The following is a 17,499-nucleotide window of genomic DNA, read 5'->3' as shown; positions in this document are numbered from 1 at the left end:
GGGGCTATGATCAGTCAATTTTCTATTTATTATTCCGATTATTACGCCACCTTATAATCGAGAGCCGCCATGGCCGAACGCGACCTGCAACGCCTGCTCAACGACCGCCTCGACTGGAACCTGCTGCGCACCTTCCGCGTGATCGGCCAGGAACTGAGCATCAGCCGCGCCGCCGCGCGCCTGCACCTGACCCAACCGGCGGTGAGCCAGGCCCTCAAGCGTCTGGAAGAACAACTGGGCCGCCAACTGATCGCCCGGCGAGGGCCGCGCTTCGCCCTCACCGAGGTCGGCGAACAGTTGTTGGCGCTGGCCGGCGAAATCTACGGACAGGTGTCCCAGGTCAGCAGCCTGCTGGGTGAGCCGGCGGACGAAGTGATCGGCAAGGTGCGGCTGTTGATCATCAGCCGCATCTTTTCCGAGCGTTTCGACGATTTTCTCGCCGACTTCCACCGCCAGTTCCCCCGCGTGGATCTGGAGGTGGAGGTGATGCGCAGCTCGGACATCGTCAGCGCCCTGCAAGAGAAGACCGCGACCCTGGGCCTGAGCCTGAACCGACGTGCGCAGCCGCGCCTGGAACAGCGCCTGTTCCTGCGCCAGCGCTACGCATTCTTCTGCGGCAAGCACCACCCGCTGTTCCGACGGAACGACGTCAGCCAAAGCGATCTGCAGCGCGAGAATTTCGTCAGTTTCACCAGCGACCAGATCGGTGGGATGCTCTCGCCGCTGACCATTTTCCGCGATCAGCAGGGCTTCAGCGGGCGCATCGTCGCGTCCTCGCCGAGCCTGGAGGAAGTCCGGCGACTGGTGATCGCCGGGTTCGGCATCGGCTGCCTGCCCGAACACGTGGTGGCGGCGGACGTCGGGGCCGGATTGCTCTGGCGCCTGCCGCCCCACGAGGGGATCGCCGACGTCGACATCCACATGCTGTGGAACCGCGAGCAACGCATGAGCCGCGCCGAAACGCTGTTCATCGAACGCTTGCAGGCGTGCCTGGCCGATCAGTAACCCAACAGGCGGTCCGCGCTGTTCAGCAGCGGCTCGCCGGCGTTCAGGCGCCGGACGTTCTCGGCGATCTGCTCGGCGATGCAATCGTGGGACGCCGCCGACGCCATGTGCGGCGTGACCGTGACGCCGGGGGTCGTCCACAGCGGATGGTCGGCGGGCAGCGGCTCCCGTTCGAACACATCGAGCAGCGCACCGCGCAGTTTTCCGCTGGCCAACGCCTGTTGCAGGTCATCGGCGTTCAGGTGCGCACCGCGCCCGACGTTGACCAACGCTGCGCCGTCGGCCAGGCGTTCGAACGTGCGACGGTTGAGGATACCCCGGGTTTCGGCCGTCAGCGGCAGCAGGTTGACCAGCAGCTCCACCCCATCGAGGAACGGGTCGAAGGCCCCGGCGCCGGCGAACGTCTGCACGCCGGGCAACGCCTTGGCGCTGCGGGCCCAGCCGCGCACGTCGTAACCGGCGCCGGCCAGGTCCTGCGCAATCGCGCTGCCCAGCGAGCCGAGCCCCATCACCCCGACCCTGAACCGGTTCGCCGGGCATTGCGGCGGGCGCTCCCAGTGTCGATCCGCCTGATGGCCGAGCACGCGGTCGAACCCTCGGTGAAAGTGAATCACCGCCCAGCGCACGTACTCAGTCATGCCTTGGCGGTGGCCGGGATCGACCACCCGACACACCGGCAGCTCCGGGCACGACGGGTCGTGGGCCAAGTGATCGATGCCGGCGGCCACCGAATGGATCACCTGCAGGTTCGGCAACGCGCCCAGACTGCCCGGCAACGGGAACCAGCACGCCGCCACCTGCGCCTGGACCGCCTGCGGATCTTCGGCCAGCACCGCCGACAAGTGCGGCGCTCGGCGGGCGAAAGCGTCCTGCAATTGCGCGAGCAGCAGCGTGTCGCGGGACAGCAGCGCGACGGTGTTCATGTCAGTGCTCAAGATGCGTAGGACTCGCGCTGGGACTCGATCAGGGTCAACGCGGCCTCCCAGGCCAGGTCGATGATGTTGTCCTGCTCGTCGCGGTCGAACTGCTCGGCGGTGTGGGCGCAGACCTCCGGCGACGGGAAGTGCAGCTCCGAGCCACCGGCCAGGGCCTGCACCTGGGCCTGGCAGGCGCGCTCCAGAAAGTGGATTTCCTGAAATGCCTGGGCCACGCCGGAGCCGCCCACCAGCAACCCGTGGTTGCGCAGGATCATCGCCCGGTGCGGGCCGAGATCGGCAATCAGACGCTCACGCTCGTCCAGCGACAACGCGATGCCTTCGTAGGTGTGGTAAGCCAGTTTTCCGTAGAACTTCAGCGCGTGCTGGCTGATCGGCAGCAACCCGTGCTTCTGCGCCGCCACCGCCATGCCGGCGGCGGTGTGGGTGTGGATCACGCAGTTCAGGTCCGGGCGCGCCATGTGGATCGCCGAATGGATGACGAAGCCGGCGGCGTTGACCCGGTGCCCGGCGTACGCGGGGGCGACGATGCGGCCGTCCTGGTCGATGCGCACCAGATCGGAGGCGCGCATGCGGTCGAAGATCACCCCGTAGCGGTTGATCAGGAAATGATGCTCCGGCCCCGGAATGCGCAGGGTGATGTGGGTGTCGATCAGGTCGGTCATGCGAAAGTGCGCGATCAGGCGATACAGCGCGGCCAGTTCGCAGCGTGCCTGCCATTCGACCGGGTCGGTTTGGGCCGTTCTGTTTATAAGAGCACTCACGAATACACCTCTTGGCTGGAAGGAAGGACGGCGGGATTGGCGCGCAGCCGGGCGAGGCCGCAGACGCCGATCAGGGACAGGGCCGACAGCAGCGTGAAGAACACCGCCAGCGGCAGCCACTGCCCGGAGAACTTACTGGCCAGCAGCGTGCCGATCAGCGGCGTGGTGCCGCCGGCGACGGCGCAGCTCAGCTGATAGGCGACGGAAATCCCCGAATAGCGCAAATGAACCGGGAACGCCTGGGTCATGTACCCGGCGACCACCGCGTACAGCGCCGACAGGATCACCACCGCCACGGCGATGCCGAGGGTCATCAGCACGATGTCCTGCGTGCCGACCAGCAGGAACATCGGGTACGGCGTGACCATGCACAGCAACGCGACCCGCGTCAGGAAGCGGCCCTCGCCGATGCGCTCGGCCAGCAGCGCGGACAGCGGCTGCGACAGCAACTGAATGACCGTCACCAAAAACAGGCAATCGAGAATCGTCGCCCTCGGGATGCCCTGATACTGGGTGACGTACGTGATCATGAAGGTGTTGGTGAAGAAGAACCCGGCCGAACCGATGGTGACGGCGGCGGCCGCGAACAGGATCTGCCGCCAGCACTGACGGATCACATCCTTCACCGGGTGACGGGCGGTCTGGTTGCTGGCTTTGGCCTTGGCGAACTCCGGCGACTCGTGCACGCCGGAGCGGATCATCAGCCCGACCGTCATCAGCGCACCGCTGGCCAGGAACGGCAGGCGCCAGCCCCAGGCCAGAAAGTCCTCCGGCTCCAGCGACGTCACCAGGCGGAATGCGATCAACGCCAGCAGCAATCCGGCGGGGCTGCCCAGTTGCGCGAACGAGGCATAGAACGTCTTGCGCTTGGCCGGTGCGTGCTCACTGGCCATCAATACCGCCCCGCCCCATTCGCCGCCCACGGAAATGCCCTGGATGAGGCGAAGCACGATCAGGCCCACGGGCGCCCAGATACCGACGCTGGCATAGCTCGGCAACAGGCCGATGCCGGTGGTGGCCAGCCCCATCAGGGCCATGGTCACCAAGAGCATTTTCTTGCGTCCGAGGCGGTCGCCCAGATGGCCGAACACCATGCCGGCCATGGGCCGGGCGATGAAGCCGACGGCGAAGCTGCCGAATGCGGCGAGCGTGCTGGTCACCGGATCGCCGCTGGGGAAGAACACCTGTCCGAGCACCAGGGCGGCGGCCGTGGCGTAGATGTAGAAATCGTAGAACTCGATGGTCGTGCCGATGAAGGCAGCGGCGGCGGCACGGCGCGGCTGAGCGGTGGTGTGCATGCAAGAACCCTGTGTATTTATAGTTTTGGGCAGGTGTCGAAGCGGCTGACGGTGGCGCTCTGTGGCGCTTGTGGGCTTTATCGCTTCCGTGAAAGGATTAGTCAATTTTCAAAAACTTATCTTTACTATTAGCCCTACTACTACATGGAGCGCCCATGACGCCGACTTCCACCCCGTGGGCGGGCCGCCGCTTTCTCAACGACCGTCTCGACTGGAACCTGCTGCGCACCTACCTGGTGATCGGCCAGGAAGGCAGCATGAGCCGCGCCGCCGCCCGGCTGCACATCACCCAGTCGGCGGTCAGCCAGGCGCTTAAACGGCTCGAAGAACAACTGGATTGCGTGTTGATCGCCCGCAGCGGGCGGCGGTTCGACCTGACGGAGACCGGGGAAGAAGTCCTGCGCATCGCTGCCGACATCTACGGCGACATTTCACGGTTGGGGACGGTGGTGGAGAATCGCCACGACGATGTGGTCGGCAAGATCCGCATCCTCACCGTCAGCGGTGTGCAGGCGCGGCATTACGACGACTTCCTCGCCGATTTCCATGAAACCCACCCGAAAATCGAGCTGGAAGTGGAAGTCATGGGCAGCTCGGACATCATCAGTTCGCTGCTGCAGAAAACCGCCACGGTGGGCGTCGGACTCTGTCGTCTGCCGCAGCCTCGATTGGAGCAGCGGGTGCTGTTCCGCGAGCGCTATGCGTACTTTTGCGGACAGCGGCATCGACTGTTCGGACAGGAGAATCTGACCCTTCAGCAGCTTGCGGCGGAAAACTTCGTCAGCTTCACCAGCGACCAGCTCGGCGGCAATCTTTCCCCCCTGACGCTGTTTCGTGACCAGCAGGGGTTCACTGGCAAGATCGTGGCCTCATCCACGAGTTTCGAAGAGATTTATCGCCTGATCTGCGCAGGATTCGGCATTGGCTGCCTGCCCGTTCATTTGGTGCGGCGAGACGTCGAGCAAGGTCTGCTCTGGCGCTTGCCGCCGGAAGACGGGGTGGTGGATTTCGACATCCAGTTGCTGTGGAACCGCGAGCAGAAGATGACCCAGGCCGAGACCGTATTCCTCGACAGCTTCCAGCACATGCTCAGCCTGCGTGAGCCTGTGCTGTAAGCTGCTTCGGATCAAACGTGAGGGTCGCCCTGGGGTTTGGTCGGCGCGGCGTACTGCGGCTTGAGGTGGCCGTCCTGATCGAGCAGCCAGGCATCCATGATCTCCCGCACGACGGGACCTGCGACCCGGCCGCCCGCCTCGCCGTTCTCGATCATCACTGAGATCACGATCTGCGGATGCTCCGCCGGGGCGAAGCCGACGAACAAGGCGTTGTCGCGGTGACGCTCCAGGGTCTTCTCGCGGTTGTAGCGCTCGCCCTGCTTGATCGCCACCACTTGCGCCGTGCCGCTCTTGCCGGCGATGCGGTACTGCGCGCCGGCCGCCGCCGCACGGGCGATGCCGCGGGGATCGTGCATCACCATTTGCATGCCGTGGTTGACCTGCTCCCAGTCCCGCGGATCCTTGAGCCGGATGTTCGGCATCGGGTGCTCGTCCACCGGTGCGACCCCGTCGACCGTCTTGGCCAGGTGCGGACGGTTCCACACGCCTTTGTTGGCGATCAGCGCCGTGGCCTGTGCCAGTTGCAACGGCGTGACCTGCATGTAGCCCTGGCCGATGCCGAGAATCACCGTCTCACCCGGGAACCAGGCCTGACGGCGGGTAGCGCGCTTCCACGCCTGGGAAGGCATCAGGCCCGGCGACTCTTCGAACATGTCCAGCGAGACCTTTTCGCCAAGGCCGAACATCGCCATGTAATCGTGCAGGCGGTCGATGCCGAGCTTGTGCGCCAGGTCGTAGAAGTAAGTGTCGTTGGAGCGCATGATCGCGGCATCCATGTCCACCCAGCCGTCGCCGCTGTGGTTCCAGTTGCGGTACTTGTGATCGTAGTCAGGCAGTTGGTAGTAACCGGGATCAAAGACCCGGGTCTGCGGCGTCACGATGCCGGCATCGAGCCCGGCGATGGCCACTTCCGGCTTGATGGTCGACCCCGGCGCATAGAGGCCCCGCAGCACACGGTTGAACAGCGGCCGGTCGATGGAGTCGCGCAGCGCCGAATACTCCTTGGAGCTGATGCCGGTGACGAACAGGTTCGGGTCGAAGCTGGGGTTGCTGACCATGGCCAGCACCTCACCGGTGGCCGGATCCAGCGCCACCACCGAACCGCGCCGATCCCCCAGGGCGGCTTCGGCGGCTTCCTGGAGCTTGACGTCCAGACTCAGGACGATGTTCTTGCCCGGCACCGGATCGGTGTGTTTGAGCACACGCAGGACACGGCCCTGGGCGTTGGTTTCCACTTCCTCGTAACCCACATGCCCATGCAATTGCGCTTCGTAGAAACGCTCGATGCCGGTCTTGCCGATGGACTGGGTGCCGCGGTACTCCACGGAATCGAGGGTCTTGGATTCTTTTTCGTTGATTCGGCCGACGTAGCCGATGGAATGGGCAAAGTGCGCACCCAGCGGATAGTGACGGACGAACTGCGGCTCGACATCCAGGCCCGGCAAGCGGAACTCGTTCACCGCCAGAACGGCGATCTGTTCCTCTGTGAGCTCGTAGAACAGCGTCACCGGCGTGAACGGATGGCGTGACTGCTTCATGGCCTTGTCGAACACCGTACGGTCTTCGGCGGGGAGGTGCAGGAGCTCGATGACCTCGTCCAGCTCCTGGCTGACGTTGGTGGCGCGTTCCCGGGTGATGGTCAAGTTGTAGCTAGGGCGGTTGTCGGCCAGCAGTACGCCGTTGCGGTCATAGATCAGGCCACGGGTCGGCGGGATCGGCAAGACGTGTACGCGGTTGTTTTCCGAAATGGTGGAGTGGTAGTCGAATTCCACCACTTGCAGGATGTACAGGCGCACCACCAGTGCGCAACTGATCGCGAAAACAAACAGCGCGCAGGCGATCAGCCGTTTGTTGACCAGGCGCGTCTCTTTTTCGTGATCCTTGATTGGAATGGGTTCGGGCATTTCTGCAGCCACTCTTTGACAAAATGAGCGCCGATCCATGGGCGTGACATCAGTCCGTTAAAAAACGAGCTGCACCATACCAAAAACTGCCGGCTCACTTCAGAAGGAATTCCTTCAACGGTGGTGCCGGTGCGACGGTTGGAGGCGTGCAGGAACTTTCCTGCGGGCAAAACAAAACCCCAACCGCTTTCGCAGTTGGGGTTCCGGAATTTAATCTTGACGATGACCTACTCTCACATGGGGAAACCCCACACTACCATCGGCGATGCATCGTTTCACTTCTGAGTTCGGGATGGGATCAGGTGGTTCCAACGCTCTATGGTCGTCAAGAAATTCTGTGTGCCGGTCCGCGCCCTGGGGGCCCGTGCCGACGAATGGGTATGTGACAGCTTTGTGCGTTTGGCGAACTTTCGGTTCTTTCGTCTCCACACACCGCAATCTGGCCCCTTCCGGGTTCGCAAATTGCTTGGGTGTTATATGGTCAAGCCTCACGGGCAATTAGTATCGGTTAGCTCAACGCCTCACAGCGCTTACACACCCGACCTATCAACGTCGTAGTCTTCGACGGCCCTTCAGGGAACTCAAGGTTCCAGTGAGATCTCATCTTGAGGCAAGTTTCCCGCTTAGATGCTTTCAGCGGTTATCTTTTCCGAACATAGCTACCCGGCAATGCCACTGGCGTGACAACCGGAACACCAGAGGTTCGTCCACTCCGGTCCTCTCGTACTAGGAGCAGCCCCTCTCAAATCTCAAACGTCCACGGCAGATAGGGACCGAACTGTCTCACGACGTTCTAAACCCAGCTCGCGTACCACTTTAAATGGCGAACAGCCATACCCTTGGGACCGGCTTCAGCCCCAGGATGTGATGAGCCGACATCGAGGTGCCAAACACCGCCGTCGATATGAACTCTTGGGCGGTATCAGCCTGTTATCCCCGGAGTACCTTTTATCCGTTGAGCGATGGCCCTTCCATACAGAACCACCGGATCACTAAGACCTACTTTCGTACCTGCTCGACGTGTCTGTCTCGCAGTCAAGCGCGCTTTTGCCTTTATACTCTGCGACCGATTTCCGACCGGTCTGAGCGCACCTTCGTACTCCTCCGTTACTCTTTAGGAGGAGACCGCCCCAGTCAAACTACCCACCATACACTGTCCTCGATCCGGATGACGGACCTGAGTTAGAACCTCAAAGTTGCCAGGGTGGTATTTCAAGGATGGCTCCACGCAGACTGGCGTCCACGCTTCAAAGCCTCCCACCTATCCTACACAAGCAAATTCAAAGTCCAGTGCAAAGCTATAGTAAAGGTTCACGGGGTCTTTCCGTCTAGCCGCGGATACACTGCATCTTCACAGCGATTTCAATTTCACTGAGTCTCGGGTGGAGACAGCGCCGCCATCGTTACGCCATTCGTGCAGGTCGGAACTTACCCGACAAGGAATTTCGCTACCTTAGGACCGTTATAGTTACGGCCGCCGTTTACCGGGGCTTCGATCAAGAGCTTCGCGTTAGCTAACCCCATCAATTAACCTTCCGGCACCGGGCAGGCGTCACACCCTATACGTCCACTTTCGTGTTTGCAGAGTGCTGTGTTTTTAATAAACAGTCGCAGCGGCCTGGTATCTTCGACCGGCGTGGGCTTACGCAGCAAGTGCTTCACCCTCACCGGCGCACCTTCTCCCGAAGTTACGGTGCCATTTTGCCTAGTTCCTTCACCCGAGTTCTCTCAAGCGCCTTGGTATTCTCTACCCAACCACCTGTGTCGGTTTGGGGTACGGTTCCCGGTTATCTGAAGCTTAGAAGCTTTTCTTGGAAGCATGGCATCAACCACTTCGTCGCCTAACGGCAACTCGTCATCAGCTCTCGGCCTTGGAACCCCGGATTTACCTAAGATTCCAGCCTACCACCTTAAACTTGGACAACCAACGCCAAGCTGGCCTAGCCTTCTCCGTCCCTCCATCGCAATAACCGGAAGTACAGGAATATTAACCTGTTTTCCATCGACTACGCTTTTCAGCCTCGCCTTAGGGACCGACTAACCCTGCGTCGATTAACGTTGCGCAGGAAACCTTGGTCTTTCGGCGTGCGAGTTTTTCACTCGCATTGTCGTTACTCATGTCAGCATTCGCACTTCTGATACCTCCAGCAAGCTTCTCAACTCACCTTCACAGGCTTACAGAACGCTCCTCTACCGCATCACTTGCGTGATACCCGTAGCTTCGGTGTATGGTTTGAGCCCCGTTACATCTTCCGCGCAGGCCGACTCGACTAGTGAGCTATTACGCTTTCTTTAAAGGGTGGCTGCTTCTAAGCCAACCTCCTAGCTGTCTAAGCCTTCCCACATCGTTTCCCACTTAACCATAACTTTGGGACCTTAGCTGACGGTCTGGGTTGTTTCCCTTTTCACGACGGACGTTAGCACCCGCCGTGTGTCTCCCATGCTCGGCACTTCCAGGTATTCGGAGTTTGCATCGGTTTGGTAAGTCGGGATGACCCCCTAGCCGAAACAGTGCTCTACCCCCTGGAGTGATACATGAGGCGCTACCTAAATAGCTTTCGAGGAGAACCAGCTATCTCCGAGCTTGATTAGCCTTTCACTCCGATCCACAGGTCATCCGCTAACTTTTCAACGGTAGTCGGTTCGGTCCTCCAGTCAGTGTTACCTAACCTTCAACCTGCCCATGGATAGATCGCCCGGTTTCGGGTCTATACCCAGCGACTAAACGCCCTATTAAGACTCGCTTTCGCTACGCCTCCCCTATTCGGTTAAGCTCGCCACTGAATATAAGTCGCTGACCCATTATACAAAAGGTACGCAGTCACAGAACGAAGTCTGCTCCCACTGCTTGTACGCATACGGTTTCAGGATCTATTTCACTCCCCTCTCCGGGGTTCTTTTCGCCTTTCCCTCACGGTACTGGTTCACTATCGGTCAGTCAGTAGTATTTAGCCTTGGAGGATGGTCCCCCCATGTTCAGACAAAGTTTCTCGTGCTCCGTCCTACTCGATTTCATGGCCAAGAGATTTTCGCGTACAGGGCTATCACCCACTATGGCCGCACTTTCCAGAGCGTTCCGCTAATCTCAAAGCCACTTAAGGGCTAGTCCCCGTTCGCTCGCCACTACTAAGGGAATCTCGGTTGATTTCTTTTCCTCAGGGTACTTAGATGTTTCAGTTCCCCTGGTTCGCCTCTTGCACCTATGTATTCAGTGCAAGATAACCAGCTTGTGCTGGCTGGGTTCCCCCATTCAGAGATCTCCGGATCAAAGTCTGTTTGCCGACTCCCCGAAGCTTATCGCAGGCTACCGCGTCTTTCATCGCCTCTGACTGCCAAGGCATCCACCGTATGCGCTTCTTCACTTGACCATATAACCCCAAGCAATCTGGTTATACTGTGAAGACGACATTCGCCGAAAATTCGCAATTACTCACAAATTTTACCTTAGCCTGAATCCGCACCAGTGAAAGTGCTTCATCAGTCTTTCTATCACATACCCAAATTTTTAAAGAACGATCTGACAAAGGTCAGAAATCAACATTCACCATCGCCTCGATGGAATGCTCATTTCTAAGCTTCAAGACAGTGGATCACCAACCGGTAATGGTGGAGCCAAGCGGGATCGAACCGCTGACCTCCTGCGTGCAAGGCAGGCGCTCTCCCAGCTGAGCTATGGCCCCGTATCGCTACAGGGTGCACCGTAATTGGTGGGTCTGGGCAGATTCGAACTGCCGACCTCACCCTTATCAGGGGTGCGCTCTAACCAACTGAGCTACAGACCCAATCGTCTTCTTCAATGAATCAAGCAATTCGTGTGGGAGCTCATGGAGCCGCTGACGTCGTCGATTAAGGAGGTGATCCAGCCGCAGGTTCCCCTACGGCTACCTTGTTACGACTTCACCCCAGTCATGAATCACACCGTGGTAACCGTCCCCCCGAAGGTTAGACTAGCTACTTCTGGTGCAACCCACTCCCATGGTGTGACGGGCGGTGTGTACAAGGCCCGGGAACGTATTCACCGCGACATTCTGATTCGCGATTACTAGCGATTCCGACTTCACGCAGTCGAGTTGCAGACTGCGATCCGGACTACGATCGGTTTTGTGGGATTAGCTCCACCTCGCGGCTTGGCAACCCTCTGTACCGACCATTGTAGCACGTGTGTAGCCCAGGCCGTAAGGGCCATGATGACTTGACGTCATCCCCACCTTCCTCCGGTTTGTCACCGGCAGTCTCCTTAGAGTGCCCACCTTAACGTGCTGGTAACTAAGGACAAGGGTTGCGCTCGTTACGGGACTTAACCCAACATCTCACGACACGAGCTGACGACAGCCATGCAGCACCTGTGTCAGAGTTCCCGAAGGCACCAATCCATCTCTGGAAAGTTCTCTGCATGTCAAGGCCTGGTAAGGTTCTTCGCGTTGCTTCGAATTAAACCACATGCTCCACCGCTTGTGCGGGCCCCCGTCAATTCATTTGAGTTTTAACCTTGCGGCCGTACTCCCCAGGCGGTCAACTTAATGCGTTAGCTGCGCCACTAAGAGCTCAAGGCTCCCAACGGCTAGTTGACATCGTTTACGGCGTGGACTACCAGGGTATCTAATCCTGTTTGCTCCCCACGCTTTCGCACCTCAGTGTCAGTATCAGTCCAGGTGGTCGCCTTCGCCACTGGTGTTCCTTCCTATATCTACGCATTTCACCGCTACACAGGAAATTCCACCACCCTCTACCATACTCTAGCTCGCCAGTTTTGGATGCAGTTCCCAGGTTGAGCCCGGGGATTTCACATCCAACTTAACGAACCACCTACGCGCGCTTTACGCCCAGTAATTCCGATTAACGCTTGCACCCTCTGTATTACCGCGGCTGCTGGCACAGAGTTAGCCGGTGCTTATTCTGTCGGTAACGTCAAAATTGCACGGTATTAGCGTACAACCCTTCCTCCCAACTTAAAGTGCTTTACAATCCGAAGACCTTCTTCACACACGCGGCATGGCTGGATCAGGCTTTCGCCCATTGTCCAATATTCCCCACTGCTGCCTCCCGTAGGAGTCTGGACCGTGTCTCAGTTCCAGTGTGACTGATCATCCTCTCAGACCAGTTACGGATCGTCGCCTTGGTGAGCCTTTACCTCACCAACTAGCTAATCCGACCTAGGCTCATCTGATAGCGCAAGGCCCGAAGGTCCCCTGCTTTCTCCCGTAGGACGTATGCGGTATTAGCGTCCCTTTCGAGACGTTGTCCCCCACTACCAGGCAGATTCCTAGGCATTACTCACCCGTCCGCCGCTGAATCAGGGAGCAAGCTCCCTTCATCCGCTCGACTTGCATGTGTTAGGCCTGCCGCCAGCGTTCAATCTGAGCCATGATCAAACTCTTCAGTTCAAACATCGTTGGGTTTTGTGAAAACCCTAAACTTGGCTCAGCAATCGTTGGTTACATCTTTGATTTCTCGCGGAGTAACTTGTGATGCTGATAATCTTTTTGACTGTCAGTCTGACCCCACAAGCACCCACACGAATTGCTTGATTCAGTTGTTAAAGAGCGGTTGGTCAAGTCTTTCGTCCCGACCGAGGCGCGCATTCTACAGCAGCCTCATTTGCTGTCAAGCGGTTATTTTCAGAAGTTTTCAAAATTTCTTTTTCAACTTCAACCACTTGCGCTTTCGATCTCTCGTCAGCGGGAGGCGAATTCTACAGCGTTGCACGCTGCTGTCAACACCTCTTTTCTCCGCTTTCGACCGGGAGGATCGAAACGCCGAAAGGGCCAAACAACGCCACCCTCCTCGACTCATCCGGGCTTCGCTTAACTGAAGCAATCCGCTGCCGAAAACTTCATAACTCGTTGAATTTCAAGAAGTTTTCCGTTTCGGCTGCGCCGGAAGTGGGGCGAATTATAGAGAACTGAAATCAGCCGTCAACCGTTAATTTCACTTTTCTATCAACATCCTTAAAAAGCCGTTCTGCATATAGACGCCCACACAGCGAATGCGCACTATATTGCGCAAACCAAGCCAATCTTTAACTCGGACACTGCCCAGCGATGAACGACCACCCCCGCAGCCTTGCCTCGATCCTCTTTCCCGTTGGCCTGCTGCTCATAGCCATGGCGTCAATCCAGTCCGGCGCCTCGCTGGCCAAAAGCATGTTCCCCGTGGTCGGCGCACAGGGCACCACCACCCTGCGCCTGATTTTCGCCAGCGTCATCATGGTTCTGCTGCTGCGTCCTTGGCGAGTGAAGCTGACGGCCAAGTCCCTGCGCACCGTCATTGTTTACGGCATGGCATTGGGGGGCATGAACTTCCTCTTCTATATGTCGCTTCGCACCGTACCGCTCGGCATCGCCGTCGCCCTGGAGTTCACCGGACCGCTGGCCGTCGCCATCTATGCATCCCGCCGGGCCATCGACTTTCTCTGGATCGCACTGGCCGCCGCCGGGCTTCTGCTGCTGATCCCGACAGGGGCGACCACGGCCGGCATCGACCTGATCGGTGCCGGGTATGCCCTGGGCGCCGGCGTCTGCTGGGCGCTGTACATCCTCTTCGGCCAGAAGGCCGGTGCCGATAACGGCGTCACGACCGCCGCGCTGGGCGTCATGATCGCCGCACTGTTCGTCGCTCCCATCGGAATCATCCACGCAGGAACAGCGCTGCTGACACCCTCTCTGATTCCGGTGGCGATCGGCGTCGCCATCCTGTCCACAGCCCTTCCCTACACCCTGGAGATGGTTGCCCTCACTCGCATGCCTGCCCGTACGTTCGGCACCTTGATGAGCATCGAGCCCGCGTTTGGCGCGTTGTCCGGCCTGCTCTTCCTGCAGGAGTACCTGTCGCTGTCACAATGGATGGCGATCCTGTGCATTATCCTGGCTTCCGTCGGCGCAACCATGACCATGGGCAGCACAGCCAAGCCTGCCGTTGCGGCAGATTGAGACAGGATTCGACGAAGGTCTGGCATTTGGCGCGCATTTAGGCCATGTTAAAGCGCGTAACCCAATGCCAGGCATGGATTTTTCAGACAGGGACGGCACAACGCTTCAAACGTGAGCGAATGCAGGCAGAATCGAGCACCAGACTCGGCGCCGCGATTAAGGACGTTAATGAAACAGATTTTGATACTGATCGCCGTACTCGCAATCGCGGGTTGTGCAGCCACCACGAAAACCCAGGTCAAGCATGGCAAGAAAGGCCTGCACATAAACTGTTCCGGACTCTCGTCCTCCTGGGACAAGTGCTACGCCAGCGCCGCCAACGCCTGCGCTCCCAAGGGCTACAAGGTGATCGCAAAATCAGGGGATGCCGTGGAAGAGCCCGGTGACTATCCCTTCGGCCTCAACCCCGCCGGCTATACCAGCCGCAGCATGATCGTCATCTGCAAGTAAGCGGACACCTACTCCGCGAACTGAGCGGCGATCCGCCGACTGATTTCCCCGTGACTGGCGCCCAGCACGTTCTTCTGCATGTCTGTGCTGGCCAGCATTCGCGCTACCACCAATGCACCCACGCATTGCGACAGAATCGCCCAGGCCAGGCTGTCGCTTCCCAACGTCTGCGCCCAACTTTGCTGAAGCCTGCCGATCCACAGCTCGGCCTGCTCACGCACCCCGTTCTCGGAACGCGCGATCTCCGCGCCCAATGCCGGTATCGCACAGCCAGACTCCGGCTGTTCGACATGGGCCATGCTCAAATACTGCTTGAGGCAACGTTCCAGCCGTTCGCGATCCTGCGTACCCTGCCCGCCCAACCGCTCGAGGCTTTGCCCGAGCTCACGTTCGACGATGGCCGCAAACAGCGCGTCCTTGGATGAAAAATGGCTGTAAAACGCCGCGCCGCTCAGTCCGATTGCCTTCATCAGACCATCGACGCCCACCGTGGAAAATCCTGACCTTTTCGCCGATAACGCACTGCTTTGCAGCAGCTTTTCCTTGGTTTCGAGCTTGTGACCGGCTGAATAACGCATTTCCGTACTCCGCGATTGACTGCCTTGACGCTGCCTGGATCCTAGCATAACGTTCGTTCACTTAACGATCGTTTACTAAAGGGGATACCCATGAACAACAAGAAGGTCGTATTGGTCGTCGGCGCAGGCGATGCCACCGGCGGCGCCATTGCCAAACGCTTCGCCAAGGAAGGGTTCGTGGCCTGCGTCACCCGCCGCAGCGCCGACAAGCTGCAGCCGCTGGTGGATGCCATCCACGCGGACGGCGGTGAAGCCCACGGGTTTGCCTGCGATGCGCGCAAGGAAGAAGACGTGATCGCACTGATCGAGGACATCGAGATCCGCATGGGCCCCATAGAAGCGTTTGTCTTCAACATCGGCGCCAATGTGCCGTGCAGCATTCTCGACGAAACCGCACGCAAGTATTTCAAGATCTGGGAAATGGCCTGTTTCTCGGGTTTCCTCAATGCCCGGGAGGTGGCCAAACGCATGGTCACCCGCCACCGGGGCACTATCCTGTTCACCGGCGCCACCGCCGGCCTGCGCGGCGGCGCCGGATTTGCCGCGTTCGCGGGCGCCAAGCACGGCATCCGGGCCTTGGCGCAAAGCATGGCCCGAGAACTGGGCCCCTTGAACATCCATGTCGCCCACGTCGTGGTGGACGGCGCCATCGACACCGACTTCATCCGCGACAACTTCCCCGAAAAATACGCAACCAAGGAGCAAGACGGCATCCTCGACCCCGAGCACATTGCCGAGAACTACTGGTATCTGCACAACCAGCCCCGGGACGCCTGGACATTCGAGCTGGATCTGCGCCCCTGGAGCGAACGCTGGTAACTTCACGTCATCCATAACAACAATCAGGAGTGCCGCACCCGTGAGCAAAACCGTGGAATTCTATTTCGACCTCGGCAGCCCCGCCACCTATCTGGCCTACACGCAACTGCCGAAGATCTGCGCCGAAACCGGCAGCCGACTGGTTTACATCCCGATGCTGCTGGGCGGCGTATTCAAGGCCACCGGCAACGCTTCACCGGCCACGATCCCGGCCAAGGGCCGCTACATGTTCGAGGATCTGGACCGCTACGCCCGACGTTACGGCGTTGCGCTGAAATTCAACCCTCACTTCCCGATCAACACGTTGACCCTGATGCGCGCCGTCACCGGCATGCAGCTGCGCCACCCCGAGCGGTTCCAGGCGTTCGTCGATTGCCTGTTCAACGCCCTCTGGGTCGAGGGTCGCTGCCTCGACGAGCCCGCAACGGTGGCGGCCGTGCTGACCGAACACGGCTTCAATCCGGAGGACGTGCTGGCGCTGACCAACGACGAAGCCGTGAAGGCCGCCCTCAAGGACAACACTGAAACCGCCGTCAAGCGCGGTGTGTTCGGCGCCCCCAGCATGTTCATCGGCAACCAGTTGTTCTTCGGCCAGGACCGGCTCGACTTCGTCGCAGAGGCCTTGCGTTAGAGCTCGATCACCAGGCGTCCACGGGCCGCTTTCGAGGCGAGCAGCCCATGGGCGTCTTCGGCGGTTTTCAGGGAAAACCGACGTGGGTCGACCATCGGCCGCAGGCGCCCGGCTTCGATCAATTGCGCAACCTGTCGCAGGATTTCCCCGTGATGTTCACGCCCGTGGCCGGTCAACAGCGGCAGCAGGGTGAACACACCGGAATACGTCGCGCCCCGGAACGACAGCGGCGCCAGGCTGTGCTGTCCCCATCCCAGGCAACTCAGCACATGCCCGTGGTAAACCCGCGCGGCCTTGAAGGCGGCATCCAGCGCTTCACCGCCCACCGTGTCATAGACGATGTCAAAGCCCTCCCCCGCCGTGTGTTCGTTCACGTAAGTCTCCACCGGGGATTGCCGGTCGATGAACGTCGCGCCGACCCCTTCGATGATTGCCCGCTGCCCGACAGAGCCTGTGGCGAACACGTCCGTCCCGAAGGCCCGCGCCAGCTGAATGGCCACATGCCCGACCCCGCCCGCGCCCCCATGGATCAGCACTTTATGCCCATCGCGCACATGGGCGCGATCCACCAGCCCCTCCCATGCCGTGATGGCCACGAGCGGCAAACCGGCCGTCTCACGCATGGACAGGTTCGAGGGCTTGCGCGCCAGCAGCCGTGCGTCCACCGCTGCATAGTCGGCCAACGAACCCTGCGCGCCGCCGATGCCCGTGGCCATCCCATACACCTCGTCGCCCGGCACCCAGCCGAGAACGCCTTCGCCCACCGCCTCGACCACACCGGCAAGGTCAATGCCCAACACTGCCGGCAGCGCCTGCCGGGCATGGGCGGCCTGGCCCGCACGGACTTTCAGATCCAACGGATTCACGCCGCTGGCCTTGATACGCACCAGCACTTCTCCCGGGCGTGGCTTGGGGCGTTGCAGCGAAACCAAGCGTAGCGGACCGTTGGGGGTTTCGACCATCAGAGCGCGCATGTGCATTGAGTCAGTCATTTCGGCATTTCCTGTCTGAAAGAGAGTGAAGCCATCCTCCCGCAACCGACCCATGCCGATAAGACGCCGTATCGCTATA

The 17,499-nt window shown here is 59.9% G+C and carries 12 protein-coding genes, 2 tRNA genes and 3 rRNA genes; 6 read left to right on the top strand and 11 right to left on the bottom strand.

Features of this window, described 5'->3' with window-relative positions:
* The first annotated feature begins 69 nt into the window (after positions 1 to 69).
* Complete coding sequence (locus KVG96_RS06120; protein WP_217891225.1) at positions 70 to 1,005, top strand: LysR family transcriptional regulator; 936 nt, start codon at positions 70 to 72, stop codon at positions 1,003 to 1,005.
* Here the strand turns inward: KVG96_RS06120 and KVG96_RS06115 are convergent.
* Genes KVG96_RS06115 through KVG96_RS06105 form a run of 3 tightly spaced genes read right to left on the bottom strand, consistent with a single transcriptional unit; the run spans position 999 to position 4,002 of the window.
* Positions 999 to 1,928, bottom strand: a complete 930-nt coding sequence (locus KVG96_RS06115) for a 2-hydroxyacid dehydrogenase (RefSeq protein WP_217891224.1) — start codon at positions 1,926 to 1,928, stop codon at positions 999 to 1,001. The two genes, KVG96_RS06120 and KVG96_RS06115, sit on opposite strands and share 7 nt — an antisense overlap.
* An 8-nt stretch (positions 1,929 to 1,936) precedes the next feature.
* Positions 1,937 to 2,692: a class II aldolase/adducin family protein gene (locus KVG96_RS06110; protein ID WP_217892446.1), complete on the bottom strand. Its 756-nt coding sequence runs from the start codon at positions 2,690 to 2,692 to the stop codon at positions 1,937 to 1,939.
* A gap of 8 nt (positions 2,693 to 2,700) precedes the next feature.
* Positions 2,701 to 4,002: an MFS transporter gene (locus KVG96_RS06105; RefSeq protein ID WP_217891223.1), complete on the bottom strand. Its 1,302-nt coding sequence runs from the start codon at positions 4,000 to 4,002 to the stop codon at positions 2,701 to 2,703.
* Between the two features lie 155 nt (positions 4,003 to 4,157).
* On the opposite strand from KVG96_RS06105, the gene KVG96_RS06100 reads away from it, so the two are divergent.
* Positions 4,158 to 5,117 carry a LysR family transcriptional regulator gene (locus tag KVG96_RS06100; protein ID WP_217891222.1) on the top strand — a complete coding sequence of 320 codons (960 nt, stop codon included), beginning with the start codon at positions 4,158 to 4,160 and terminating at the stop codon, positions 5,115 to 5,117.
* A gap of 11 nt (positions 5,118 to 5,128) precedes the next feature.
* On the opposite strand, the gene mrdA is transcribed toward KVG96_RS06100, so the two are convergent.
* The 6 genes from mrdA to KVG96_RS06070 all read right to left on the bottom strand — a co-directional run bounded on the left by mrdA (position 5,129) and on the right by KVG96_RS06070 (position 12,405).
* Entirely contained in the window at positions 5,129 to 7,021 is a 1,893-nt protein-coding gene (gene mrdA, locus KVG96_RS06095) for a penicillin-binding protein 2 (RefSeq protein WP_217891221.1), read from the bottom strand.
* Between the two features lie 214 nt (positions 7,022 to 7,235).
* Positions 7,236 to 7,351, bottom strand: a 5S ribosomal RNA gene (gene rrf, locus KVG96_RS06090).
* 147 nt (positions 7,352 to 7,498) lie between these two features.
* Positions 7,499 to 10,389 (bottom strand): 23S ribosomal RNA (locus KVG96_RS06085).
* 236 nt (positions 10,390 to 10,625) lie between these two features.
* Positions 10,626 to 10,701, bottom strand: a tRNA-Ala gene (locus KVG96_RS06080).
* 25 nt (positions 10,702 to 10,726) lie between these two features.
* A tRNA-Ile gene (locus KVG96_RS06075) sits at positions 10,727 to 10,803 on the bottom strand.
* 65 nt (positions 10,804 to 10,868) lie between these two features.
* Positions 10,869 to 12,405, bottom strand: a 16S ribosomal RNA gene (locus tag KVG96_RS06070).
* The 16S, 23S and 5S rRNA genes sit together here with 2 tRNA genes alongside, the layout of an rRNA operon.
* A 657-nt stretch (positions 12,406 to 13,062) precedes the next feature.
* Here KVG96_RS06070 and rhtA point away from each other — a divergent pair.
* Together rhtA and KVG96_RS06060 are read left to right on the top strand one after the other, a co-directional pair.
* A complete protein-coding gene (gene rhtA, locus KVG96_RS06065) occupies positions 13,063 to 13,950 on the top strand; it encodes a threonine/homoserine exporter RhtA (RefSeq protein ID WP_217891220.1) in 888 nt (295 codons plus the stop codon).
* Between the two features lie 168 nt (positions 13,951 to 14,118).
* Positions 14,119 to 14,400 carry a hypothetical protein gene (locus tag KVG96_RS06060; protein WP_085577896.1) on the top strand — a complete coding sequence of 94 codons (282 nt, stop codon included), beginning with the start codon at positions 14,119 to 14,121 and terminating at the stop codon, positions 14,398 to 14,400.
* 8 nt (positions 14,401 to 14,408) lie between these two features.
* Here the strand turns inward: KVG96_RS06060 and KVG96_RS06055 are convergent, their stop codons facing one another.
* Entirely contained in the window at positions 14,409 to 14,978 is a 570-nt protein-coding gene (locus KVG96_RS06055) for a TetR/AcrR family transcriptional regulator (RefSeq protein WP_217891219.1), read from the bottom strand.
* Positions 14,979 to 15,068: 90 nt separating this feature from the next.
* Between KVG96_RS06055 and KVG96_RS06050 the strand changes: the two genes are divergently transcribed.
* The gene (locus tag KVG96_RS06050; RefSeq protein ID WP_217891218.1) at positions 15,069 to 15,797 is read left to right on the top strand and encodes an SDR family oxidoreductase; all 729 of its coding nucleotides are present in this window, start codon (positions 15,069 to 15,071) and stop codon (positions 15,795 to 15,797) included.
* A 40-nt stretch (positions 15,798 to 15,837) separates the two neighbouring features.
* On the top strand, positions 15,838 to 16,428 hold the full coding sequence (locus tag KVG96_RS06045; protein ID WP_217891217.1) for a 2-hydroxychromene-2-carboxylate isomerase: 591 nt from the start codon (positions 15,838 to 15,840) through the stop codon (positions 16,426 to 16,428).
* Here the strand turns inward: KVG96_RS06045 and KVG96_RS06040 are convergent.
* Entirely contained in the window at positions 16,425 to 17,420 is a 996-nt protein-coding gene (locus KVG96_RS06040; protein WP_217891216.1) for a zinc-dependent alcohol dehydrogenase family protein, read from the bottom strand. The genes KVG96_RS06045 and KVG96_RS06040 overlap by 4 nt on opposite strands.
* Positions 17,421 to 17,499: the final 79 nt, after the last annotated feature.

It is taken from the genome of Pseudomonas ekonensis, from assembly GCF_019145435.1.
GTDB classification, from domain to species: Bacteria; Pseudomonadota; Gammaproteobacteria; order Pseudomonadales; family Pseudomonadaceae; genus Aquipseudomonas; species Aquipseudomonas ekonensis.
Note: the sequence above shows the minus strand (reverse complement) of the source record. Positions and strands in the feature narration are given on the sequence as shown.